The organism is Acinetobacter sp. ANC_7503 (assembly GCF_056780035.1).
Genome location: NZ_JBWYJA010000001.1, coordinates 506,006 through 532,435 on the forward strand (window position 1 = coordinate 506,006; position 26,430 = coordinate 532,435).

Sequence of the window (26,430 nt, forward strand, 5' to 3'; positions counted from 1 at the left end):
AGCATATTAAACCAAAGGTGGGATTTTGCCCCCACCTTCCAGTATTTCACATAAACAAGTTTAACTGTTTTAAATTGCGAGAATTTTATCTTTCCACTTTTGTTTTTGCACATCGGAAATAAACGATGCTTCAAATGAATTTATAGCGAGTTGCTTTAATTCATGATTTGTTAAATCTAAGGCCTCAGCAATCGCAATAAAGTTATCATTCATATACCCACCGAAATAAGATGGATCATCTGAATTGACGGTTACATGCACACCCTGCTGTAACAAACGGCGAATATTATGATCTGCCATATCATCTACAACACAAAGCTTTAAATTTGATAATGGACAAACCGTTAAAGGCATTTTTTCAGCAATCAAACGCGCCAACAACTTTGGATCTTCTTCAGAGCGTACGCCGTGATCAATACGATTCACTTTAAGTAAATCCAAAGCTTCCCAGACATATTCTGCTGGACCTTCTTCACCTGCATGAGCAACAACCAAAAATCCTTCATCACGTGATTTTGCAAATACCCTTTCAAATTTAGAAGGTGGATGCCCAACTTCACTTGAATCTAACCCTACCCCAATAATTTGGTCTTTGTAAGGTAAAGCCTGTTCAAGTGTTTCAAATGCTGCCTCTTCACTCAAATGACGTAAGAAACACATAATCAAATGCGTTGTGATGCCTAATTTTACCTCAGCATCGTGGCAAGCTCGTTTTAAGCCTTTAATTACCGTTTCAAATGACACACCACGATCCGTATGGGTTTGCGGATCAAAAAACATTTCAGTATGAACCACTCGATCTTCTGCACATTTTTCAAAATATGCCCATGCAAGATCATAAAAATCTTGCTCATTGATCAATACATTCGCACCTGCATAGTAAATATCTAGAAATGATTGCAGATTGTGAAAATTATAAGCCTGTTTGACTTCTTCAACTGATTGATATGGGATTGCAATTTCATTGCGCTGAGCAATGGCAAACATCAACTCAGGTTCAAATGTCCCTTCAATATGGACATGAAGCTCAGCTTTAGGTAAAGCTTTAATTAACTCAACACGGTTCATTGCTACTCCTCATGAAACCAAAAATAAAAAGGGTGCAAACTGAGTTTACACCCTTTTAAAAACTGTTAAAAATTAGCCGCCAAACATTGCAAATTTTAGCGCCCATAATACTGCGATAATCCATACCATATATGGTACTGTAGATGCTTTACCTGTAAGTAACTTCACCAACGCATAACTGATAAAGCCCATGGCAATACCATCAGCGATTGAGTAAGTGAACGGCATAAACACGATCGTTAAGAAAGCAGGAACCGCTTCAGTAATATCATCCCAATCAATATGTGTAATACCCTGAATCATCAATACCCCTACAAAGAGTAAGGCTGGTGCAGTTGCAAATCCAGGAACAGATTGAGCCAACGGTGCTAAGAACAAACAAGCAATAAAAAGTAAGCCAACTATTACCGCTGTAAGACCTGTACGCCCCCCTGCTGCTACACCCGCAGAAGACTCAATATATGGTGTCGTTGATGATGTACCTAATGCAGCACCAGCAACAATCGCTGAAGAGTCGGCAAACAGAGCTTTCTTCAAACGTGGTAATTTACCATCTTTGAGTAAACCAGCACGATGTGAAACACCAACCAGCGTTCCTGTTGAATCAAATAGATCAACTAAGAAGAACACAAAAATTACACCGATTAAACTTGCGGTAAATAAGCCTTCAAAATCCATTTGCATGAATGTTGGTGCAATTGAAGGAATTTGACCAACCACACCTTTAAATTCACTCAATCCTAGGAATGTTGAGATTGCAGTCAACACTAAAATACTAATGATAATCGCACCACGTATTTTAAAGTGATGCATAACAACAACCATCAAAAAACCGAATAAGGCTAAGAGAACGGTTGGTTGTTTTAAATCACCTAAACCCACTAGAGTCGCAGGATTATCCACAATGATGCCAGCATTTTTCAAAGCGATTAATGCTAGGAATAAACCAATACCACCACCAATAGCCAATTTTAAAGACATTGGAATGGCATTCACGATCGCTTCACGAATTTTAAACATACTGATCGCGATGAAGACCAGACCAGACACAAATACCGCAGCTAAAGCGGTTTGCCAAGGTACACCCATTCCTAAACATACCGAATAGGTGAAATATGCATTTAAGCCCATACCCGGAGCCAATGCGATTGGGTAATTGGCAATAATACCCATGACAAAACAACCAATTGCTGCTGCCAAACATGTCGCAACAAATACCGCACCATGATCCATTCCTGTTTCAGACAGAATCATTGGATTGACAATGATGATGTAGCACATTGTCAGGAATGTCGTCATCCCTGCAATCATTTCAGTTCGAAAAGTTGTTTTGTTTTCACTTAGTTTAAATAAGCGTTCAAGCAAACCCGCTGAAGAATTTGGATTTGTCATTGTCGAGCCCCTGCTTAAGATCGAGCGAGTCGTAAAAATTATTTAGATCATTTATTCAATGATTCATTGGCAAATGTAGCTCAGATGACGCATTCAATAAACGTACCAAAATGACATTTCCGATAAATTGAAGCACAATTAAAAAAGCTGCAATAAAGCAGCTTTGATATGATGATCTATCAATTGAACAGTCGCTAGACAATTCGATCTATCGGGATATATTTTTAATTATAACATAGACTGAATTTGAAGGGCTGAATACACAGTCATAGGTTATAAAACGCTAAAATTTAATCTTTATTTAAATCACGTTAAAAAATATAAATTTAAATATACCCCTTAAAAAATCACTGATGATTTTTAGATCATTTAATTTTAAATGGTAGAGTAAATTATGCTTGCTAACAGTGAATACTTTCTAAATTTGCACTCTTACCGATCAATATGAACATTATTTCATTTGGAGGTATTCCCAAATTATGTAACCTAATCCAAAGCCCAAACAGGAATACGCAGTAATAATAAAGAAAACGAAACTTGCTTTATTCTTTTTTTTCAAGAAATTCATAATGCTCACCTTAAGTTAACTCGTCATGCACTATGATAATGCATTTAGCTAATAATACCAGTGAAATAGAATTATTTCCCTTAAATATCAATAAATTACTATTTTTAATAAATACTATCAGTACTTTTCATAACCACTTCATTTTATTATAAAAAATTGAGCACCCTAACTAGATGCATCGATTTGCTGATCTTTAAAATAAAAAGGCCACTATTCATAGTAGCCTTTCATTCGATCAGTTTTGTTGAGAAACAAAACGTGCTCTGGCAGCATGAAGCTTCTTATAGCTCTCAATAAGTTTTAAATGACGATCGAGACCTTCAAGTTGCATATTGGTTGGCGTCAATCCATAAAAACGCACATCACCTTCGATTGAGCCTATTGCAGCATCAACTCTCTCATCACCGAACATACGTCTAAAATTCGGTTCATAGTCTTCAATTTCCATTTCTTCATCTAACAACACTTCTAATACAACATCCATGCATTGATAGAATAAGCCTCGTTCTACAGTATTGGTGTTGTATTGTAAGAACTGTTCTACTTGGTCTTTCGCTTCTTCGAAATTTTCCAAAGCTAAGTTAATTAATAGTTTTAATTCAAGAATAGTTAACTGACCCCACACCGTATTATCGTCAAATTCAACACCAATCAAGGTAATAATATCGGTATAGTCATCCACTTCAACTTCTTCAAGTTTCTCTAGCAAAGCTTCGAGCTGTTTATTATCTAAACGATGTAAGTTAAGAATATCTTCTCTAAAGGCTAAAGCTTTATTGGTATTGTCCCAAACCAGATCTTCAACCAAATACACCTCAGAATATCCTGGCACCAGAATTCGGCATGCAGTTGCACCTAAATGTTGGTATACAGCCATGTAAACTTCTTTACCCATCTCTTTTAGGATATTGAACATCTTTTCAGCTTCTTCAGCGTTTGTATTTTCACCTTGACTGGTGAAATCCCACTCTACGAAATCATAATCAGATTTCGAACTGAAGAATCTCCAAGACACAACACCCGATGAATCAATAAAGTGTTCCACAAAGTTATTTGGTTCTGTCAGTGCATGGCTATTGAAAGTAGGACGTGGTAAGTCATTTAAACCTTCAAAACTACGACCTTGTAAAAGCTCTGTTAGGCTGCGTTCTAATGCAACTTCAAAGTTTGGATGAGCCCCGAATGATGCAAAAACGCCACCCGTTCTTGGATTCATTAATGTCACGCACATGACTGGGAATTTCCCACCTAATGAAGCATCTTTGACCAGCACTGGAAAACCTTGCTCCTCAAGCCCCTTAATACCCTCAACTATTTTTGGGTACTTTGCTAGAACATGTTCAGGTACATCTGGCAGGGTAATTTCACCCTCTAAAATTTCGCGCTTAACCGCACGCTCAAATATTTCAGATAAACATTGTACTTGTGCTTCAGCCAAGGTATTTCCTGCGCTCATACCATTTGACAGATACAAATTTTCAATCAAATTTGAAGGGAAATATACAATCTCACCGTCTGACTGGCGCACAAATGGTAACGAACAAATACCTCTCTCAGTATTGCCAGAATTTGTGTCGTACAGATGTGTGCCTAATAACTCATCTTCAGGATCGTAAATTTCAAGTGTATATTCATCTAAAATTTCTGATGGCAATTCACCATTTGGACCTGGTTGGAACCACTTTTCATCTGGGTAATGCACAAATTCTGCATTTGCGATTTCTTCACCCCAAAATTGGTCGTTATAGAAGAAATTACAATTCAAACGTTCAATAAACTCGCCTAATGCAGACGCTAAAGCACTCTCTTTCGTTGAACCTTTACCATTGGTAAAGCACATTGGCGCTTGTGCATCGCGAATATGTAAAGACCATACGTTTGGCACTATATTCCGCCAAGACGCAATTTCAATCTTCATCCCTAAGCCCGCCAAAATTGCAGACATGTTGGCAATCGTTTCTTCAAGCGGTAAATCTTTGCCCGGAATAACAGTCACATTTTTCTTGGCAATATTTGGCATAAGTAAAGCTTGAGCATCCGCATCAATGCTTTCAACTTCCTCAATAACAAATTCAGGACCTGTTTGAATGACTTTTTTTACAGTGCAACGGTCGATTGAACGCAAAATACCTTGTCGATCCTTCTCAGAGATATCTGAGGGTAATTCGACTTGAATTTTAAAAATTTGTTTATAACGGTTTTCTGGATCAACAATATTATTTTGGGATAATCGAATATTTTCTGTAGGAATATCTCGTGCAGCACAATACACCTTTACAAAATAAGCTGCACATAATGCTGAAGACGCAAGAAAATAATCAAATGGGCCTGGTGCAGATCCATCACCTTTATAACGAATAGGTTGATCGGCAATAACCGTGAAATCGTCGAACTTTGCTTCCTGTCGAAGATTGTCGAGATAATTGACTTTGATTTCCATGCGGGCACCTACAGAACTTATCCAAACAGCTAGATAAGTTAAAAATAAATTAAAACGCATTGTAATCAGAAATGCTTGCAAATTGAATGAAAGTTTTTTAAATCCTCCCCTTAAGCTCTCTCTAATTGGGCGTTATCAGTGTTTTATTTACAAAAATTTTAATAAAAAAAAGCTGGTACCGAAGTACCAGCTTTTTTAATCCGCCAAACTGAAATTCAGTTCAAATTAAGTGTTATTAGATGCTTGCAATAGCAGCATTTAAAGTTGCACTTGGACGCATAACTGCATTTACTTTCTCTTGATCGATTGCGTAGTAACCACCGATATCAACAGATTTACCTTGAACTTCTGCAAGTTCAGCAACGATCTTCTCTTCATTTTCAGCTAAAGTCTTCGCTAAAGTAGAGAATGTCGCTTTTAATTCAGCATCTTCGTCTTGAGCTGCTAATTCTTCAGCCCAGAACTTCGCTAAATAGAAATGGCTACCACGGTTGTCTAACTCACCTGTACGACGTGATGGAGATTTGCCGTTGTCAAGTAATTTACCAGTTGCAGCATCCAATGTTTTCGCAAGAAGTTTAGCTTTAGGGTTGTTTTCTTTAATACCAAGCTCTTCAAGTGAAACAGCGAGTGCAAGGAACTCACCTAAAGAATCCCAACGTAAGTGGTTTTCTTCAACAAGTTGTTGTACGTGTTTAGGTGCTGAACCACCTGCACCAGTTTCGTACATACCACCACCCGCCATTAAAGGCACGATAGACAGCATTTTCGCAGAAGTACCAAGCTCCATAATTGGGAACAAGTCAGTGAGGTAGTCACGTAGAATGTTACCCGTTACAGAGATTGTATCTAGACCACGAGCAACACGTTCAAGTGTGTAACGCATTGCACGTACTTGAGACATGATTTGGATGTCTAGACCATCTGTATCGTGATCTTTTAAGTATTTTTGAACTTTCTTGATCAATTCGTTTTCGTGTGGACGGTATGGGTCTAACCAGAAGATTGCTGGCATACCAGAGTTACGTGCACGTGTTACAGCTAGTTTCACCCAGTCGCGGATCGGTGCATCTTTCACCTGACACATACGCCAGATATCACCTTCTTCCACGTTTTGAGACATTAACACTTCGCCAGTTTCGATATCTGTGATGTTAGCAACACCAGCTTGCGCGATTTCGAAAGTTTTGTCGTGTGAACCGTATTCTTCAGCTTTTTGAGCCATTAGACCAACGTTAGGTACAGTACCCATTGTACGTGGGTCAAAGTTACCATTCCACTTACAGAAGTTGATCATTTCTTGGTAAATACGTGCAAATGTAGATTCAGGCATTACTGCTTTACAGTCGTAAGGCTTACCGTCAGCACCCCACATTTTACCACCACCACGGATCATTGCAGGCATAGAAGCATCTACGATCACGTCGTTTGGAGAATGGAAGTTAGTGATGCCTTTTGCTGAATCCACCATTGCTAAAGCAGGACGGTGTTCTTGACATGCGTGTAGATCTTCGATGATCTCTTCACGTAAAGAAGTCGGTAAAGTTTCGATCTTCTCGTAAAGACCAGCCATACCGTTGTTTACGTTAATACCTAGTTCGTCGAACAGTTTACCGTGTTTTTCGAACGCTTCTTTGTAATAAATCTTCACACAGTGACCGAATACGATCGGGTGTGAAACTTTCATCATGGTTGCTTTAACGTGTAAAGAGAACAAGATGCCCGCTTCTTTACAATCATCTAATTCTTTTTCATAGAAGTCGCAAAGCGCTTTCTTGCTCATGAACATAGAATCGATGATTTCGCCGTCTTGCAGTGCAACTTTGTCTTTAAGAACGATGGTTTCACCAGAATTCGTGATCAATTCCATTTTCACATTGCGAGGACGATCTAAAGTCATAGACTTTTCGCCGTGATAGAAATCACCTTCATCCATGTGAGAAACGTGAGTTTGTGACCACTGTTTCCACTCACCCATAGAATGTGGGTGTTTTTTCGCATAGTTTTTAACAGCAGCAGGCGCACGACGGTCAGAGTTCCCTTCACGCAATACTGGGTTTACTGCTGAACCTAAGCATTTGCCAAAACGTGCTTTGAGTGCTTTTTCTTCTTCAGTCGTAGGATTCTCAGGATAATCTGGAATTGCATAGCCTTTTGATTGAAGCTCTTTGATACATGCAGTCAACTGAGCTACAGATGCACTGATGTTTGGAAGTTTGATGATGTTTGTGTCTGGATCTTGTGTAAGACGACCTAATTCTGCAAGATTGTCTGATACTTTCTGCTCTTCGCTAAGGTATTCAGAGAATTCAGCGAGCACGCGTGCTGCAACTGAGATGTCAGTTTTTACAATCTCAACACCAGCAGGCTTAGTAAAGGTCTCAATGATCGGCAGTAGTGAGTAAGTCGCCAGTAATGGCGCCTCGTCGGTCAGTGTGTAGATGATAGTTGACTTTCCACCAGCCATATATAGCCCCTTGCTTTGGATTGAGTTACAGAGCACCGAACTTTTGGTCCAGTCTCTTAGAACCGATTTGCTTAAATTAAAACGTTGAGAGTATCGTTCTTCGTCGCATTTCAGTCAATGAAATAAGCTTTTAGTACGCTATTTTGATGAAATAACATACAAAATAGTATCCATTTTTAGTTTGATAATACTGTATGAATTTCATTACTTCTGAATGAAAAGTGAAGAACTGGTAATGAACGTTGATCTCAACTTCCCTGTAATATGAACATTATACGTGTCTCATATTTAAACAGGATGGCAAAAGCGTACATTTCGGACGTTATTGTAAGTGTTAATGTACAGGCATATTAATAAATTACGGAAATACCCAATATTTAGATTAAAGCATTTTGGGTATTTATACTTAAAATATATAATTTAATATCAAATTTAGAGATTTTTGAAACGCAATTTTTCTTGATAGAGCAAGTGATAACGAATACTTTACTTTTAAATAAAGAAGTAATATCTTGCTTACGAAAAAAGGGCTTAAGTAAAATACTTAAGCCCTTTTTTTAAATCTTGGTAGGTATATCCAGACTCGAACTGGAGACCTCTACGATGTCAACGTAGCGCTCTAACCAACTGAGCTATACACCTAGAATGCTTCGCATCTTATGCAAAAATCACTTGGCTGACAAGCCTTTTTCATATTTAACCAAAAGATATGAACAAGTTTTAATCATTGACTTAAAATTTGCGAACTCTTGTTTAGAAATACTCGATTGTGAATAACTTAAGTGCTCGTACAGAATGATAATTTCGAGGAAAACAGCTCTATCATTTTGACTTAAAGGTGATGAAATTCTTTCTAACCATTGTCGAACCGTTTCGTAAGAATAACGGCGATTGTGAAGTCCTAATTTTCTATTAAAAACATGAAGTACCCAATCGATTTGTGAATAGTGTTTTCTTTTTTTCCTCAACATCCATAGTGCATAACATCCTAATATGCTCAGTGAGCCTGCAAGGATAATCACAAACACTGAAGCAACTGAATGAATTCCAAATTTTGTCATCCAACTCTGCTGTTGATCAGCGTTATATCCAACAACTTTACTTTGCCATTGATAACTTGCGTAATCACTCCATACGCGAATTTTTGTCAAAAAAGGATATTTTGTAACTGACCAATTTTTATTCTCAGAGTAAAGTGTTTGATTATTTTGAATTAAACTTTGCATTCCCTGGTCAATACGCTCTGGAGCAATCATTGCAGTGGGATCAATCCTCTGCCATTGACCTCCAAAATATACTTCAGTCCAAGCATGTGCATCTAACTGCCTCACTTCCCAACTTTTTTGGTCTGGCGCAAATTGACCTCCTTGATAACCAGTCACGACTCGGGCAGGAATACCGACATAACGCATCAACATGACAAAACTAGAAGCAAAATGCTCACAAAATCCATGTCGTGAATTAAACAGAAATGCATCTATCCGATCACCACTCAAAACACCGGGAGATAAAGAATACTGAAAGCTATTTTGCTTAAACCAGTCTAAAACTTGCTGGATATAACGCTCTGGCTGCTCTCCACTTTTAATAAATAAGTCCCACGCTAAACTTTGACTTTTGATATCACTCTGATGGAGATACTGGGTGTAATACTGAGTTTGAAACTGACTAAGTTCATGATTTATTTTCGTCTCACGCCCTAACCAAACTAAGTTTATGGGTTGAGCCGTTTGAATAGGTCGTTGAGCTGAAATACCACCGTCATAACGCAGATAATAATTTCGTTGTTGAGGTACAGATTGCTCTAATCCCATGATCCATTCTACAGAAGAATCTTTAGCCAAATACTGATAATCAACTTTTTGATTTAAATTAGAAAGTTGATAAGAGTTTAACTCATTTAGCCCTCTATTAAATCCATGACTCGTCCATTTTTGACCATCATATTTATCTAAGACCAAAGCTCGCCAATACATTTCTGAACGCTTCGGTAATTTTGTGATATCACCAATAATACGAAATGCCAATTCATTTGACTGAGACAGCTCAGCAATATCACCTGGGGACATAGAATCACTGATTCCTGTCATCCCCTTATTTTGTTGAATGGGGATATGCCAGAGCGGAGGTAATCGTGGAAAAAAAATAAAGAGTAGTATAAAAAAAGGAATTGCCAATCCGATGAATTTACCGACATGAATGACATCGTGCTTTAAGCCATTTTTAGTTTCAGGAGTGGACAGAAACTCCGCGGTTTGAATTCTATACAGTCCTACAAAACAGCTCACTAAGCACAGCACCACTCCCAAAGCAACATACAACGTTTGACTGTATAAAAACGTACTTGCCGCCACGAATAAGGCAAAATTAAAAACGATGATCAAATCACGTTTTTTTTGGGTTTCTAATGCTTTTGCAAATAGAAAAGTTGTCAGCGATGCTACCCCAGCCTCAACACCAACAAAGGTATGGTAATGCAGATAAATCGCGCCAAGTGCAATTGCTGTAAAACTAAATTTTATTGCTTTGGAGACATTTTTTTTACTTTTTTGAATATGCCATAAATACATGAGCTCAATACAGAGCACCAAAATTAAAGTATAAGGCAGATAAATAATCTGGATAAATAAAATGAGTGCCAAACTCACTAGCATGGATTGTGAAACTTTAGGATGTACCATATATCTAAACCTATTTTCTATTTCACACTTTATGCCTGAGCAAGCAGAATTTTAGCCTGCTTGATATGCTCAGCTCCAAATCCTTGATTCAATTCGGCATGAGGTAACACTAGCTTAAAAGAAATTTGTAATTGCTCACACTGCTCCACCACACCCATCATATATTTGAGCTTTTCTTCATGCTCGACTGACGGCATATGATGATAATGAATATCAACACATCGATCCTGTTGATGCTCTTCAAAAACTTTAATATACAAACCTTGGCCACGAGCAGCCTGCTTCCACGATACACTTTGTAATGAGTCGCCGACCTGAAAACTTCTTAATTCTTTAAACTCATCTTTTTCCTGATCCAATACAAATGCATTTGAAAAGCTTGTATTCGGATTTATTTTGGCTTGAGGCGCAATCCATGCATGTCGTCCATGAAAGATATAAGTCCAAGCTCGAACTAGTCCAAATGGATACACAGAAGCAATGCGTATATCGGGATAGTTATACTTTCCTCGTTGATCAACATGAATCGGTATAACACATTCAGACTGTTTTTGGTCAATGTGAATGTGCTGTGTCTCAGAATCGATGGAGATCGATAAATAACGTGAATATGAATAAGATTGATTCAAGTAGATTTTAAATAAAATCGAGTGCCCTACCTGTCCGACTTCATCAGTAATGATGTCTATCTCAAGACCATGCAATTGTTTAAAGGTGATATAAAAACTAATGCATAAGATTGCACTAATTAAAAAGCAGAAACCTAATATCAAATTATTGGCATAGTTAATACCCGCAATAAATGTGATCAAAATCAACACAAGATATAAGAAACCTTGCTGATAAATAAAAATCAAAATATCGCGTTGACCAATTTTTTTACTCTGCTCAAACCGAAATCTTTTTTTTAACCATTGCTTCCAGATACTGGTCACCTGCATACCCTCAAATCAATTTAACCTGATTCATTAGGGAGACCGTCTCATCCTCACTCAAGTTTAATCGATGAGCGCATACTGCTGAAAATACAGCTTTTACATCATCAGGAATGACAAAGGCTCTGGCATGCACGATCGCTCTCGCTTGTGATGCTCGTTTTAAAGCCAATAATCCACGCGTCGATAAACCATGCGCACTTTTTCGTGTTACCGCAGCCAAATCCAATAAATAGTCTTGAATTGCATCACTTAAATGGACTTGATGAGTCAAGGATTGCAATCTTAGTATTTCAGTCTCATTAAATACATGGATCAACTGTGCGATTAATTTGGCACGTGATTCTTGTTGAAGAAGTATTTTTTCTGCATGGCGAGATGGATAGCCAAGAGATAACCGCATGAGGAATCTGTCTAACTGAGACTCTGGTAGTGCATAAGTCCCGCTTTGAAAGAGTGGATTCTGAGTTGCTATCACCCAAAAAGGCTGAGGTAAAGCATAACGCTGTCCATCAATCGTGGCGTAGCCCTCTTCCATCGCTTCTAGCAATGCACTCTGTGTCTTAGGACTACAGCGATTAATTTCATCTGCCAAAAGAACTTGGGTAAAGACAGGTCCGTACTTAAATTCAAACTGATGCTCTTTTTGATTAAAAACATTCACGCCAATTACATCACTGGCGAGCATATCATTGGTAAATTGGATTCTTTGAAATGATAAACCTGATAATGATGCCAAACTACTGGCCAATGTGGTCTTACCCAATCCAGGTAAGTCTTCAAACAAAATATGACCACCTGCAATTAAACTACATAAAGCCAATTCAGTTTGCGTATTTTTATCCAAAACAATTTGATTGATTTGTTCTAGAAATAATGAAATTTTGGGAGTAAATGATTGAATCTGAGATTCTAACTCAGGCTGTATAATATCTTTTGATTGAACACTCTGCTTCATTCCCCAAATCATCATTTACATTTCCAAAACTATATATTTCTACCATACAGGTTTTTTTTATTTTCTCAAATATTTCTAATAATCAGTGTATTAAAGAATCAGTATCAAACTTAATGCTGAATAAGCTTCAACTGTGTGAGCATCTCTTCAGGTCCAATTTGAAGGCTTGAATTATTGTTTTCCGCCAGCTTGATCTGTTCAATAAAGTAGCTGTTGATCGGTGCATTCCCCCCGAGTGTATTAGCAAGTCTGACCACTTCACCATTAATCCAATCAACCTCCGTCGTGCGCCCTAAATTCAGATCATCCTGCATAGATGAACGAGCTAGTGGATCAATGGCTAACATTTTGCGACTGATCAACTTAAACAACCAATTAGGCAGTCGAAGAATATGAGGAATGATGTTCGCTGGTACAGGCGTTAATTGTGCGGGTTTAATATTTGCCTGCTTTAAAATTTGAAGCGTCTCTAACTGTGCCTGAGCAAGGCACTTTCTATACATTCGATTAGTAAGTTGATTTCTTAAAGTTAGACCAGATAAAGCGTTAATCGAATTGTTCAAGTTGAATAAGACTTTAGCCCACTGTACCTCTAACATATCATCACGGAATTCAACTTGTAGTTTCGCCGCATCTAACATTATTTTTAGCTGATTATTTTCTGCAAATTTTTTTATCATTAATATTCCATCAGAACCTTGATGAAAATGAGAAGGTTTGAGTTCTGCGACATTAAATGGAACCATTCCTTCCATAATCTCCCATTCTGGCAGCATTTTTTTTAACCGTGGAACATTACTCACCCCATTTTGAAAACCGATGAGACGTGGTTTATTGAGAGTGTCACAGCTTCGTATTTCAGATGCCACTTGCTCTGTCGCTGCTGATTTTACACAAATCATGACTAAGTCCGTGACTAGGACTTCTGCTAGATTTGTTGTAAGTCTTAATTGATCTGGAATGAGCTTATGATGGTAGCCGTTTAAATCACTGAGCTCCAACCCATTTTGGCTTAATTTTTGATAGCTTCTTTCCCTACAGTAAAATGTCACCTGATGGCCTGCTGCGACCATTCTTCCACCGATATAACACCCAATCGACCCAGCACCATAAATTCCAATTTTCATGTTTTTATCCTTTGTTATTAATCAAGAGTATACGAGTTTCAGAACAATAAATTTGTCAGGTTTTATACAATTAAGACAAATAAAAAACGACACCTCAGTGCCGTTTTTTATGTAAAGCTAAAAAATTAACATGGACATTTCTTCATACCGCCTGCTGCACTTGGATAGCGTGCATCGACACAATAACGATGAAAAGTTTTTTCATCCATCGGCTCTAGGTCAGGGTGATGCTTTTTCATATGTTCTACATAGTTTTGGTAATCTGGGACACCCACCATTAAACGAAAACTTTGTTGTAGCCGCTGCCAAATCAGTTGAACTGTTTTGATTCCATTCAACATTAAAAACTTCTTCGGCTGAGCCAAAATCGTGAATTTAATGATTTTACCCAATGCCAGCTTTTGACGAATTTGTTCTTTCAAACTCATTTGGTCTCTCCTGCAGGGATTTGATCTGTATAAATTGCTTCAGCTTCCTGAGCCGTTGTCTGCGGATTTGCCAAAGCACGACGAATCACTTTAATGGCAGCAAACAACATCACCACGGCAACAATCATAAAGAATGCACACAACGCAGCATTAATCTGATTAGATAAAGCAACAGTTTGCATTTCCGCAATTGATTTCGCAGGCGCTAAAATTTCGTTTCGCTCAATAGCCGCATTGAAACGATCTGCTTGTGCCAAGAATCCGATTTTTGGATTTTCATGGAAGATTTTTTGCCAACCAGCAGTCATCGCTGTAATGAATAGGAAAATCGTTGGAACAATGGTGACCCATACATATTTTTCTTTCTTCATCTTAAACAGAATTACGGTACCCAGCATCAGCGCCATCGCAGCTAAAATTTGGTTACCAATACCAAATAATGGCCACAAACTATTGATACCGCCCAGTGGATCAACTACGCCTTGATATACAAAGAAACCCCAGCCTGCGACTGCAACGGCAGTACCAATCAAGTTGCCCACAAACGATTTAGAGTTTTTAACCGATGGGACAACGATACCCACAGTATCTTGAACCATAAAACGGCAAGCACGTGTTCCTGCATCAACAGCAGTTAGAATAAATAGCGCTTCAAACAATATTGCAAAGTGATACCAAAATGCCATCATTTCACGACTATTAAAAATTTCAGTGATGATGTGCGCCATACCAATCGCAAACGTCGGAGCACCACCAGTACGAGAAAGAATTGTGCTCTCACCAACCTCTTGAGCAAGTAGCGTTAAAGCTTCAGGTGTAACCACAAATCCTAAATTACGTACCGCTTCTGCGGCACTTTCAACCGTTGTTCCTATCACCGCAGCTGGTGAGTTAATGGCAAAATAAACGCCTGGATCCAATATCGTTGCACAGATCATCGCCATGATTGCGACAAATGATTCCATCAACATACCGCCGTATCCGATCATCCGAATATCGCGTTCATTATTTACGAGCTTAGGTGTAGTTCCTGATGAAACCAATGCATGGAAACCTGAAATTGCACCACAGGCAATGGTAATAAATAAGAATGGGAAAAGTGATCCAGAGAATACAGGTCCCGTACCATCTACGAAGTGGGTAATTGCAGGCATTTTTAATTCAGGCATCGCAAATACGATACCCAATGCTAAACCTGCAATCACGCCAATTTTCAAGAAAGTCGATAAATAATCACGTGGCGCCAATAACAACCATACTGGTAATACAGAAGCGATGAAACCGTAGATAATCAATGCCCATGTTAACTCTGTACCAGATAAAGTGAATAATTGCCCCCAATAAGGATGTTGAGCAATATTTTCACCGTAGATGATACCGAGCATCATCAGTACAAAGCCAATGATTGAAACTTCGGCAATCTTTCCTGGACGGATATATCGCATATATACGCCCATAAATAATGCAATTGGAATGGTAGCAGCAATACTAAACACACCCCATGGACTATTGGTTAATGCTTTAACCACTACGAGTGCAAGCACAGCAAGGATAATGATCATTACCCCTAATGCACCAAGCATCACAATAATTCCTGCAAATGAACCCAGTTCTTGTTTTGCCATTTCACCCAGTGAACGTCCGTCACGGCGTGTAGAAATAAATAAAACTAGAAAATCTTGGACTGCACCAGCCAGTACAACACCGACTAACAGCCAAATCGTTCCTGGTAAATAACCCATTTGCGCAGCAAGAATAGGCCCAACTAACGGACCAGCACCTGCAATCGCAGCAAAGTGATGACCAAACAAAACACTTTTATTTGTAGGCACATAATCTAGACCATCCGCTAGACGGTGCGCAGGTGTTAAACGCCGAGCATTTAACTCGAATACTTTATTAGCAATAAATAAACTATAAAAACGATATGCAATACTGTAAACACAGACTGCAGCGAGTACGAGCCAAACTGCGTTGACATGTTCTCCACGACTAACCGCTAATATTCCAAAGGATACTGCACCGATTATGGCCACAATAATCCAAATCAATTTCGAAGTCATGGATGACTTCGGTTGTATTTGATCCATATCAAACCCTCATTATTTCGTATTTGCAATCAGCTCAATTTTATTATTCGTGTTACTGCTGTTTTCCCTTGCGACTATACTCCTCAATAATTCTTCTTTACCTTAGACCTTGGCATTAAAAAAGGGATGATTGTCATCATCCCTTTCGATAATAGTATAAATTTACACCATTATGCACGTTCTAAGTATTCACCAGTACGTGTATCAACACGAACGCTTTCTTCTTGTTGAACGAATAATGGAACACGTACTACAGCACCTGTTTCAAGTTTCGCTGGTTTACCACCACCGCCAGAAGTATCACCACGTACGCCTGGATCAGTTTCAACAATTTTTAATACCACGAAGTTAGGTGCATTCACTGTTAAAGGAACACCATTCCATAACATGATTGTGCATTTTTCGTTTGAATCGTCTTTCAACCATTTCGCAGCATCACCCATTGCAACTTTGTCAGCCGCAATTTGCTCGAAAGTCACAGGATCCATGAAGTTCCATAGTTCGCCGTCGTTGTATAAGTAGTCCATTTCTACTTCTACGATATCTGCTGCTTCTAAAGAATCACCAGATTTAAATGTTTTTTCTAATACTTTACCTGATTTAAGGTTACGTAATTTAACACGGTTGAACGCTTGGCCTTTACCTGGTTTAACGTATTCGTTTTCCATGATTGAGCATGGGTTACCATCAAGCATTACCTTAAGGCCAGACTTGAAATCGTTCGTAGAATAATAGGCCATGAGAGGCTCACTCCAAACTTACTAACTTTAATCTATTAATGCGATGGGCTGCTACACTGTCATTTAGCAAGGCTGACAGGTGCATGATATGCCACATGCACATGCATTTATGTTGCGTATTCTAAATGACCAACCTACTCTGCCGCAATGATAAATTCCGAAATACAACGTTTAAGCTGTCTAAGTTCCATGCAGAACTACTGTTGTAGACTTAATTTGATCATCTTTAGGCTTGAGTATTTTCATCCCAACATTCAATAAAGAAGGCTTAATCAGGACACAACTGAGTTTTTCAATGGGTTTTGATTTAAAATGAAGCCTTTCATCTCCCTCTAAATTTAAACTGTATGACCCACTATTTGTATCAAGAGCAACATTGGCAAAATCAACTCAGCGATTTAATCACTGACCCACATGAGCTCATTGAACTCTTGGAATTGCAACCTGAAGATTTAATACATGGTGCAATTTTGGCATCAGCCCAATTTAAATTAAGAGTCCCTCGCGCCTTCGTCGCGAAGATGCAAAAATCTAATCCTGATGATCCACTGTTACTTCAAGTACTCCCTCATCATCTGGAGTTAAATGAACATCCTGATTTTGTGACAGACCCCCTTGATGAGGAGGCTGCCAATTTAATTCCAGGTGTATTACATAAATATCAGTCACGTTTTTTACTGACTTTAACAGGTGCATGTGCTGTTCATTGTCGTTATTGTTTTAGACGTCATTTTCCATATCAAGAAAATTTACCTAAAAATGACGACTGGAAAAAAATACAAGACTACTTACTCGCTCATCCAGAAATCAATGAAGTGATCTTAAGCGGAGGGGATCCCCTAACACTTTCAAATCGTAAACTTGCCGTTTGGATCGATAGATTAAGTTCAATTCCACATCTTAAAATTTTGCGTATTCATTCTAGAGTTCCAATCGTTATCCCAAATCGGCTTGATGATGAACTTATTTCTCTGTTAAAAAACAGTAGGCTACGTATTATTCTAGTGGTACACTCAAACCATGCTACTGAAATTGATGACTTTACCGCTTCGAAATTAATGCAAATTTCACAACAAAATATTTTGGTGTTGAATCAAGCTGTGTTATTAAAAGGTATTAATGATCATCCTGATATTTTGGTTGATCTAAGTCATCGATTATTTGATGCGCGTGTGATGCCTTATTATTTACATGTGTTGGATAAAGTGAAAGGTGCTCAGCATTTTGATTTACCAAGTGAATCTATTGATTCAATCTATAAAGAGGTTTTGGCAAGGTTGCCTGGATACTTGGTTCCAAAGCTGGTTAGAGAAATTGCGGGAGAACAGAATAAAACACCGCTTTATGGAGTTGCCACTTTTTAGAGACTCATTCACATGCTTCAGGCTCAGATTTCAGAAATTTTTCACTATCCTACTGCCTTGACTCGAGATCAACTGAGTTTTGCAAATGCAAATGTTCAGGACTTGGGTTTTTGGGCATCTCAACTTTCAATTATGCAATTAGGTGACACCTCTGAAGCGGTGTTAAAAGCCCTATATGAAATCGCTGAACTCAAATGTTCGGAAACATTGCGCTTTGATCTTATTCAAGCGCTACACCCTTTGATCGAAAATATTTTAGAGAGACTTGAAAAAAACTTTTTAAATCAAGGTCTTTTTCTATCTGACCGTAACAAAGATATTATAGAATTAACCACTCGCTTGAGAACATTATTTGCTGATATCTACATAGATATTGCACAGCGCAGTGAAATGCAGCTAAAACAACAAAAGTTTTCTATTTTGAAGTTTGCTCAAAAGCGTAATGTGAAAACTGCACGACTCCTTTCCAGTTATTACGCTCTTCAACAATTGGGTTTATTGCTAGTACAACAACAGATGCTTTATCGTTCTGCCTTGTCTAAGCAATGGTTAATGACCCATTATCTGTATGATTTGGCATTAAAAAACCAAGAACACACGGTCAATATTAATTTATTGCAAGGCACTCATCACGCTTTAAAAAATATTCAACAGTGCTATGCCCAAGTCTTATTATTAGAAATATTTAATACTCACCAAATTCGTCCTTCTGAGATCTACGCGCTCTATCAATGCACAGCGGATTGGGCACAATTAGTGCAAGTTTTACCACGCGAAACCGCTTTATCTCGTTACGTCATTGATACCACTAAAGATCATCCGCCAGTTTACAACCGAAAACACCATGAGAGTTTTAAACCTAACATTTTCGTGGCGACACAATCGTTGCTTGAGCATGTCAACTTAACCATTCAAAAGGACAATGAATATTTATCTAAGAAAGAGAAAGCATATTTAACTGCGCCTCTTAAATTTCATGTACAAAATGTTTTAGGCTCGACCATTGAACGCAGACATGAACGTTATGAACATTCCGCTCAGTTACAACTCTGTTTCAGTTTACTTACCGCTCATTATTATCTCTCTAAAACCAAAACTTTTAGCGAAACCTTACGACTAACACCGCCTAAATCAAAATCAGAAGACGAGTTTGCATTTACATATTTAAATGACTACCCAGATGCCTATACAGACAAATCAAACAAGGTTCTAGATAAACAGGCACGTCAAATCCATGCGGCTCAAGTTTTAGATATCAGTTTAAATGGTTATCGCGTACGTTGGTTAGAAGAAGAAGCACCTCCAAATTTAAGAACTGGTGAATTTATCCTGATCAATGAGGGAGTGAACAGCAAATGGAAAGGTGGTGTAATTCGTTGGATCAAACAATCTGTTAAAAAAAGCTATGAACTTGGGCTTGAAGTGATTGGACCCGACATCCACCCTTGCGCCGCAAAAGTTTATACAGATCGAAGTTCTTTTAATTATCATCCATGTTTATTTGTACATACCTTGAAGATTGATGCTCCACAGCATTCTCTTATTTTGCCAAATTTACAGTTTTTCAAAGAACAACAATCTATTTATTTACGCTTAACTGATCAAGATATCAAAGTAGAATTGATAAAGACCATGCTCATCACACAAAGTTTTGTTCAATTTGAATTTGAATTATTTAATGATGAGCAGCAATATCTGATTGATGAATTTTTACAACATCAAAACCTTGAATCAAATCGTTTTCAAGATGTATGGGAAGCATTGAAGTGAAAAACCTACTTCTATCAACACAATTAAAACAATCTGGAATGCGCTTACTCATTGTCGATGATAACCAGATTCGTTATAACCATATTATCTCTTTACTCGAAAAACGCGAGTACAAGGTAGAAGCAGTGCTACTCGATGATCAAGTGAGTCTTGAAAAGCAACTTCATTTAGATTGGGATTTAATTCTGTTTGGTCGTGCCTATGAACTGACCTTAACTCATTTTCTTCGACTGCTTGCAGATTCTGATAAAGCTTTTACCCCAACACTTTATCTAGCTCCAGAAGCGCTAGAAATGTCTGAAGTAAAACTCATTTCGATGGGCATCTACGATGTTTTAAATATTGATCAACCTGAACAATGTTTACTTAAAATTATTCGAGCATTGGCTTTTAGTCGCTTACAAAAAAATCAGATGCAATTAACGGATGAACTGAAACACAATGTTCAAATTAAACAAAATTGGATCGAAGAGCATAAAAAAGCAGTTGCAATCATAGAAGAAGGGATTGTCGTTGAATGCAACCATGAGTTTACGCATTTATTTGGCTTCAAAACGTGTGATGACGTTATTGGATCCCCGCTCATTGATTTAATACAACCTGAGGATATTCAATCTTTTAAAGCACGATTTAAAAAATTAGCTTTCGGTAAATTTGAGTATGGACCTTTTGAACTGATTTCTCTTAATCCACAGTTAACACATCAAAATCCAGTCCAAATTGAATGTAATCCTACAGATCAAAATCAAATCATTGAAATTACGATTTCAACGCATTTTCAACAGGATGATCAACCATTTAGTCCTCAACTTGAGACTGCACCTCACCAAGACAGTAGAATTGCACCACACACAACATTGGCAAAAATTTTACAACATCTTGAAGAACACCCTGCTCAAGAAAATGCTTTAGTCATCTTCAGCCTAGCCAGTTGTCCAGACTATATCTTGAGTTCTGATTGGGATACTTTTAAAGGCTATTTCGGCAAACTTTCAGACTTTATTCTCGAACAGACCAATGGCGCTGTATTTAAAATTGAAACAGCCCTGTATGCCACTATCATTCAAGCTGAAACGATTAAAGTTCTAAAATCAAGACTCTCTGCGCTACATGCGCTTGAAAAACCTAGGCTCGTCAATCTGGGAGATCAAACCTATCAACAGCATGTCAAAATTGGTTATAGTCTCTTCAAACTGTCAGATTTAAATGTAGTTAATTTTGAACAGCTCATTGCAAATGCTTATAACACACCCCTACCCAATTTATTGAGCAATGATGCTGCTTTAGAGACAACGCTTGAAGAAATTGAAGAGATTCATTTTGAAGTTACTCAAGCAGATGAGCCGACCTCTATTCAGTTGAATACACCTTCTTCTGAAGTAGAGCCTGATCATTCAACAGAATTTGTATTTCAAGCAATTGAAGAACCTGTACAGTCAGACGAAGTTCACGGCGATATCCTAGTACATCTTCGTAAAGTTCTTGAACGCGATCAAATTACGCTAAAGTTCCAACAAATCTATGATAAAGAAGACACTAGTCTTAATACCTATGAAGTAAGCAGTGGGTTTATTTTTGAAAACCAATGGATTCAATTGGATGATATTGAAGAATTGGTGGATGACCCTGAGTTGTCTATTAAAATTGACCGATGGATTTTGGTTGAAGCAGCAAAGCAACTGCACAATTTTTTAACACAATATCCTGAAGCTAAACTGATTATTAATTTACGACACCATGTTCTTTTAAAGCATCATCAATTGGCAGAATTAATTTCAAAACTGCTCATGATTGTAGGCGCAAAAGCACCTCAACCACTGATTTTACAGTTTAAAGAAAAATACATTGCTCAACATTTAAATGAAATTCTGCCTGCGATTGAGGTATTGAGAGCGCAAGGTGCAGATATTGCCGTTTGTGAGTTTGGATTAAGTAAATGTAGCGATCTCATTCTCAAAGTTGCCAATATTCAGAATTTCACGCTGCATGAAGAATTCACAGATGATTTAAATACTGAAGAAGGTATTGAACGTTTTAAACAAGCGATTGAATACTTCAATAGTCATCGATCAGTCAATTTATTACTCAAAAATCTCAATGATATGAATAGCTTTGCCAACGCGTGGAATGTCGACGTGAGATTTTTACAAGGTGATTATTACCAGCGTAAATTGGATCAGCTCATGAATGTTCAAGATCAAAGTTAAATCCGAATTTTGGACATAAAAAAACAGGCTGAACGCCTGTTTTTTATTTTGGGTATTAACGTTTGATAGAACGTGACATACCAGCAAAACGTTGTTTGAACTTGTCGATACGACCGCCAGTGTCAACGTTCTTTTGCTTACCAGTGTAGAATGGGTGGCAAGCTGAGCATACGTCTAGGTAAAGTGTTTCTTTACCAACAGCTGAACGAGTTTCGATTACGTTACCGCAAGAGCAAGTAGCAACTAATTTTTCGTATTTTGGGTGAATATCGGCGCGCATGGTCGATTCTCCATAGAGTTAAGAAGGCTTTAGCTGTCATCGCAATTGATCACTCTCTTCATCCATTACAACAGACGCAGAGGAAAGGCTGAAATACAGCAGATCAACACCACAACAGACCATTCTTTTGGCCCACCGAGACGGCTTCCGTCAGAGCTAAGCACAACAAGTGGACGACATTATACGCCACTTTATTTCAGATAGCGAATTTTTCCTTTAAGACTTTTCAATTTGCTTGGACCAATGATTTGCAATAATTCCGCACACCATTAATTGGATTTGATGGAAAATCATAATTGGCAATATGATCATCCCCATAGGTTGTCCAATGAAAAGAATTTGCGCCATAGGCACTCCACTTGCGAGTGTTTTCTTAGAACCACAAAAAAATACAGCGATTTGATCGGCACGATTAAATCCAAACCACTTTGGGGCGTGATAGGCTAAAAGCATAATCAAAGTCAGAAGCACAGAGCATGCAATAATTAACCACATTAAGGTCACCCCACTGACTTCATTCCATAGATCTGCTACGACTGCACTACTGAATGCGCCATACACCACCAAAAGAATTGAGCCTTGATCAAAAGTTTTGACAATACTCGGGGCTTTTTGAATCAGAGGAAAAACGATAGGACGCAATAATTGTCCCAGAATAAATGGAACCAATAACAGCAGAATAATTTTGACGATCGCACTGGTTGGATCAAACCCATGATCAGACTGGCCTAAAATAAATAAGGTCACTAATATAGGTGTGATAAACATACCAATAATATTAGAGAATGAAGCACTACACACAGCACTTGCGACATTACCACCTGCTACTGAAGTAAATGCAATAGAAGACTGAACTGTTGAGGGTAAGAAGCACATAAACAAGAAGCCCCAATACAGTTCTTGTCCAAGTAGCGGTAGCAATACAGGTTTAGCCATTAACCCTAGAATTGGGAAAACTGCAAACGTCAGTGCAAAGACCAAACTGTGTAATTGCCAATGTTTAATGCCTTGAATCACCGCCTCACGTGATAACTTTGCACCATGTAAAAAAAATAGGATTGCAATTGCAATCGTGGTGAAATAAGAAAAATAGTGAGCAGCAACACCTGAAATTGGCATCAGTGACGCTAAAATCACCATAACAAACAGCAATATCGTGAAACGATCTAACGCTAAGAGCTTTAGCACCCCATATCCCTCTTTTTATTCTCTAAATTGAAAATAAGCCCAATACTCATCGATTGGGCTTATCTTTAAAATTTTACTCACCAATCAGCGAGTGAAACTTAATTATTTCTCGCATTACTGTCTTGTTGAATAAGTTCAATCTTGTAACCATCTGGATCTTCCACAAAAGCGATTACGGTTACACCGCCTTTCATTGGTCCAGCTTCACGGACAACATTACCACCACGTGCTTTGATTTCTTCACACGCTTTATAAGCATCATCCACTGCGATCGCAATATGACCATACGCATTACCCAGCTCATAGCTGTCTGTATCCCAGTTATGCGTTAGCTCAAGAACAGTATTGTTTTCTTCATCACCATAACCTACAAAGGCTAAAGTGAATCGACCTTCTTCATAATCGCGTTTACGAAGCAAAGTCATACCGAGTACTTCAGTATAGAACGCCAATGAACGCTCTAAATTGCCTACACGTAACATGGTATGTAACATTCGCATAAAATTTACCTATTGATTGAAAGATGTACTTTTCAACTGATTTAACAATTTCGCCACCCAAATAACAAGTAACAAAATAGGTAAACCCATTAAAAAAGTCATAAAGAAGAATGATGAATAACCGAAGTTTGTCACTATTGTACCTGAATAGCCACCAATCATCTTTGGAAGTAATAACATCAATGAACTAAAAATTGCATATTGCATTGCTGTAAATGAAACGCTAGTCAAACTTGATAGGAACGCAATAAATACTGCACCAGCAAGTCCTGATGCGAGATTGTCAAATACAATCCCCATCACCAGCCACACCTTGCTATAAGGGACAACCACTTTACCTTTGAGTTCGACTATTTGATCACTATCAACTTGAACAGCTGGAAGATCAGATAAAGCCATACGTGACTTCGGTTGGATCGTTGAAACTGTTTTATAAATATGATCTTGGGTTAATTCATGCGCCTGACCTGCATGCTGCACAACCGCTTGCACCGTAAATTTAGTGTGGTCTTTTAGACTGTCTCCGGGGACGACCACGCTCCAATTATTTTGATCCAACTTCGCAGGTATCACTTGCTGATTTGAAATACGAATATTCAGTGTTTGTAGTGTGCTGTCAGCTTTTAAGTTCGAGAGTTGACCGCGAATAATGACATCCTTGCTTAACTCATCTTGGTAGAGAACATTATCCCCTCCAATGGCTTGGATGAAAATCTGAGAATCATCTTGACTCGAATAGCGTTGAAGCGGGATTTCAACATTCAGGGCTTTATCATAACCATCAGGGGTGGATAACACTTGAATACTATTATGTTCAGCAAAATTAGATGCAGGGAGCTTTAAAGACCAGTTCCCCACTTCATCAGGAGTCACTTGATGCTGTTGCCCCCCCATTTGTACCAAGACTTGATTCATCGTTGGTCCAGATTTTACGAGCCCCACAAAGATGAGATTGGTCGTGCTGGCAACAATAGCGCCCACCAACATCATTTTCATAATGTTATAACGCTGAGCTAATAAGCCTCCAAGGAAGCCACCTAAAATTACAAAAAAAATGGCGAAAAACTTGTTAAACCAAGCGATTTCTTCTTTATCAAAATTCAAATCAAGATAAAAAAGATTGGCAACCACTCCAGCGACAATATCTGAAATTCGATAAAAACCAATGAGTAATAAAATAGCTAACGCAACTTTCAAACCATAACGTTTGAAGAAATCTAAAATCGGTGATAGCCATGTCTCGACGACTATTTTTTCATCAATGAGTTTTGCTCGGATTAATCCAAATACGACTAGCACAGCCAACGCCACACTCGCGAAGAAACGTAAAACTTGCCCGATAAATGACAAAAAATTACCATCAATATTTAACTGTGAAATCCAAGCACCAAATTGGAGAAACCCACAAACGAAAACTACTGTTGAAATCACAAAGACGATAAATAACTGAAAATAATCCTTTGCTTGATATTGATGAGGTTCTTGATTTACTACCGGTTCATGAATCACTAAAGTCGTCACAATCCCAATCATCATCAATCCAGCCATAAGTAAATAGGTGGACTGCCACGCCTCATAAATATAGTTACCCATGGCTGTACCAAGTGATGCAGCGAAGAGTAATGCACCGAGCTGAGTTACAATGGTCGCAATTCGATAACCTGCGTTATAGGTCGAAGCCATAACCGTCTGAACACTCGTATCTTGTGTCAACTCAATACGATAAGCATCCACGATAATATCTTGTGTCGCTGATGAGAATCCTAGAAAGATTGCGGATATCGCCATGAACGTTAAACTTGAAAATGGCCCTACACTTCCTCCATGAATACTCGGATCAGTAAATGCCATTGAACAAATAGCAATTGCGACCAAAATCTGAGAAACCAATAACCACCCTCGTCGTTTACCCAATTTCCTTGTTAAATAAGGCAATGGTAATCGGTCAATCAAAGGTGCCCAAATGAACTTGAAGGCATAAGCTAAGGCTGCCCATGAAAACATGGTAATGGTACTACGCTGAATACCGGCTTCACTCAACCAGAAAGATAGAGTTGAAAAAATCAGAAAAATTGGGATACCTGATGAGAAACCCAAAAAAAGCATAATGATCGCGCGTCGATCAAGAAAGGCTTTAAATGCCGAAGTCCATCCAGCTGATTCTGGTGACGAAGATTGTGATGTCATTGCGTTGTTATTTTCAGTGAAAAGTACTCTCGCTATTCAA

General features: G+C 38.3%; 19 protein-coding genes and 1 tRNA gene. 3 read left to right on the plus strand and 17 right to left on the minus strand.

Features of this window, described 5'->3' with window-relative positions; all coding sequences use genetic code 11:
* Positions 1 to 69: 69 nt before the first annotated feature.
* The 13 genes from AC1M9M_RS02600 to efp all read right to left on the minus strand — a co-directional run bounded on the left by AC1M9M_RS02600 (position 70) and on the right by efp (position 16,894).
* Positions 70 to 1,068 carry an adenosine deaminase gene (locus tag AC1M9M_RS02600; RefSeq protein ID WP_481591235.1) on the minus strand — a complete coding sequence of 333 codons (999 nt, stop codon included), beginning with the start codon at positions 1,066 to 1,068 and terminating at the stop codon, positions 70 to 72.
* A gap of 72 nt (positions 1,069 to 1,140) precedes the next feature.
* Positions 1,141 to 2,460, minus strand: coding sequence for an NCS2 family permease (locus AC1M9M_RS02605; RefSeq protein ID WP_035265860.1), 1,320 nt, complete (start codon positions 2,458 to 2,460; stop codon positions 1,141 to 1,143).
* 451 nt (positions 2,461 to 2,911) lie between these two features.
* The gene (locus AC1M9M_RS02610) at positions 2,912 to 3,028 is read right to left on the minus strand and encodes a hypothetical protein (protein WP_481595514.1); all 117 of its coding nucleotides are present in this window, start codon (positions 3,026 to 3,028) and stop codon (positions 2,912 to 2,914) included.
* A 235-nt stretch (positions 3,029 to 3,263) separates the two neighbouring features.
* Positions 3,264 to 5,468 (minus strand): OsmC domain/YcaO domain-containing protein, encoded by a 2,205-nt coding sequence (locus tag AC1M9M_RS02615; RefSeq protein ID WP_481595515.1) that lies wholly within the window; start codon positions 5,466 to 5,468, stop codon positions 3,264 to 3,266.
* A 235-nt stretch (positions 5,469 to 5,703) separates the two neighbouring features.
* Positions 5,704 to 7,935: an NADP-dependent isocitrate dehydrogenase gene (locus AC1M9M_RS02620; RefSeq protein WP_481595516.1), complete on the minus strand. Its 2,232-nt coding sequence runs from the start codon at positions 7,933 to 7,935 to the stop codon at positions 5,704 to 5,706.
* Between the two features lie 565 nt (positions 7,936 to 8,500).
* A tRNA-Val gene (locus AC1M9M_RS02625) sits at positions 8,501 to 8,577 on the minus strand.
* Positions 8,578 to 8,603: 26 nt separating this feature from the next.
* Positions 8,604 to 10,616 (minus strand): transglutaminase TgpA family protein, encoded by a 2,013-nt coding sequence (locus tag AC1M9M_RS02630; protein ID WP_481595517.1) that lies wholly within the window; start codon positions 10,614 to 10,616, stop codon positions 8,604 to 8,606.
* A gap of 29 nt (positions 10,617 to 10,645) precedes the next feature.
* Positions 10,646 to 11,551 (minus strand): DUF58 domain-containing protein, encoded by a 906-nt coding sequence (locus AC1M9M_RS02635; protein WP_481595518.1) that lies wholly within the window; start codon positions 11,549 to 11,551, stop codon positions 10,646 to 10,648.
* 10 nt (positions 11,552 to 11,561) lie between these two features.
* Positions 11,562 to 12,521 carry an AAA family ATPase gene (locus AC1M9M_RS02640; protein WP_035265922.1) on the minus strand — a complete coding sequence of 320 codons (960 nt, stop codon included), beginning with the start codon at positions 12,519 to 12,521 and terminating at the stop codon, positions 11,562 to 11,564.
* A gap of 98 nt (positions 12,522 to 12,619) precedes the next feature.
* Positions 12,620 to 13,636 carry a 2-dehydropantoate 2-reductase gene (locus AC1M9M_RS02645; protein ID WP_481595519.1) on the minus strand — a complete coding sequence of 339 codons (1,017 nt, stop codon included), beginning with the start codon at positions 13,634 to 13,636 and terminating at the stop codon, positions 12,620 to 12,622.
* 125 nt (positions 13,637 to 13,761) lie between these two features.
* Positions 13,762 to 14,064 carry a YbdD/YjiX family protein gene (locus AC1M9M_RS02650; RefSeq protein WP_481588442.1) on the minus strand — a complete coding sequence of 101 codons (303 nt, stop codon included), beginning with the start codon at positions 14,062 to 14,064 and terminating at the stop codon, positions 13,762 to 13,764.
* On the minus strand, positions 14,061 to 16,154 hold the full coding sequence (locus AC1M9M_RS02655; protein ID WP_481595520.1) for a carbon starvation CstA family protein: 2,094 nt from the start codon (positions 16,152 to 16,154) through the stop codon (positions 14,061 to 14,063). The genes AC1M9M_RS02650 and AC1M9M_RS02655 overlap by 4 nt, the downstream gene beginning before the upstream one ends.
* A 170-nt stretch (positions 16,155 to 16,324) precedes the next feature.
* Positions 16,325 to 16,894 (minus strand): elongation factor P, encoded by a 570-nt coding sequence (gene efp / locus AC1M9M_RS02660; protein ID WP_035265851.1) that lies wholly within the window; start codon positions 16,892 to 16,894, stop codon positions 16,325 to 16,327.
* Between the two features lie 347 nt (positions 16,895 to 17,241).
* On the opposite strand from efp, the gene epmB reads away from it, so the two are divergent.
* From epmB to AC1M9M_RS02675, 3 genes are read left to right on the plus strand one after another with little or no spacing between them, the layout of a single operon-like run.
* Positions 17,242 to 18,258, plus strand: coding sequence for an EF-P beta-lysylation protein EpmB (gene epmB, locus AC1M9M_RS02665; protein ID WP_035265849.1), 1,017 nt, complete (start codon positions 17,242 to 17,244; stop codon positions 18,256 to 18,258).
* A 12-nt stretch (positions 18,259 to 18,270) separates the two neighbouring features.
* Positions 18,271 to 20,028, plus strand: a complete 1,758-nt coding sequence (locus AC1M9M_RS02670) for a GTPase (protein ID WP_481595521.1) — start codon at positions 18,271 to 18,273, stop codon at positions 20,026 to 20,028.
* Positions 20,025 to 22,235: an EAL domain-containing protein gene (locus AC1M9M_RS02675; protein ID WP_481595522.1), complete on the plus strand. Its 2,211-nt coding sequence runs from the start codon at positions 20,025 to 20,027 to the stop codon at positions 22,233 to 22,235. Before AC1M9M_RS02670 ends, AC1M9M_RS02675 begins: the two co-directional genes overlap by 4 nt.
* Before the next feature lie 55 nt (positions 22,236 to 22,290).
* On the opposite strand, the gene rpmE is transcribed toward AC1M9M_RS02675, so the two are convergent.
* From rpmE to AC1M9M_RS02695, 4 genes are all read right to left on the minus strand, one after another.
* Complete coding sequence (rpmE, locus tag AC1M9M_RS02680) at positions 22,291 to 22,515, minus strand: 50S ribosomal protein L31 (protein ID WP_004971624.1); 225 nt, start codon at positions 22,513 to 22,515, stop codon at positions 22,291 to 22,293.
* Between the two features lie 216 nt (positions 22,516 to 22,731).
* Positions 22,732 to 23,703: a bile acid:sodium symporter family protein gene (locus AC1M9M_RS02685; RefSeq protein ID WP_481595523.1), complete on the minus strand. Its 972-nt coding sequence runs from the start codon at positions 23,701 to 23,703 to the stop codon at positions 22,732 to 22,734.
* A 98-nt stretch (positions 23,704 to 23,801) separates the two neighbouring features.
* The gene (gloA, locus tag AC1M9M_RS02690) at positions 23,802 to 24,203 is read right to left on the minus strand and encodes a lactoylglutathione lyase (protein ID WP_481588447.1); all 402 of its coding nucleotides are present in this window, start codon (positions 24,201 to 24,203) and stop codon (positions 23,802 to 23,804) included.
* 9 nt (positions 24,204 to 24,212) lie between these two features.
* Complete coding sequence (locus tag AC1M9M_RS02695; protein ID WP_481595524.1) at positions 24,213 to 26,390, minus strand: AmpG family muropeptide MFS transporter; 2,178 nt, start codon at positions 26,388 to 26,390, stop codon at positions 24,213 to 24,215.
* Between the last annotated feature and the right edge of the window lie 40 nt (positions 26,391 to 26,430).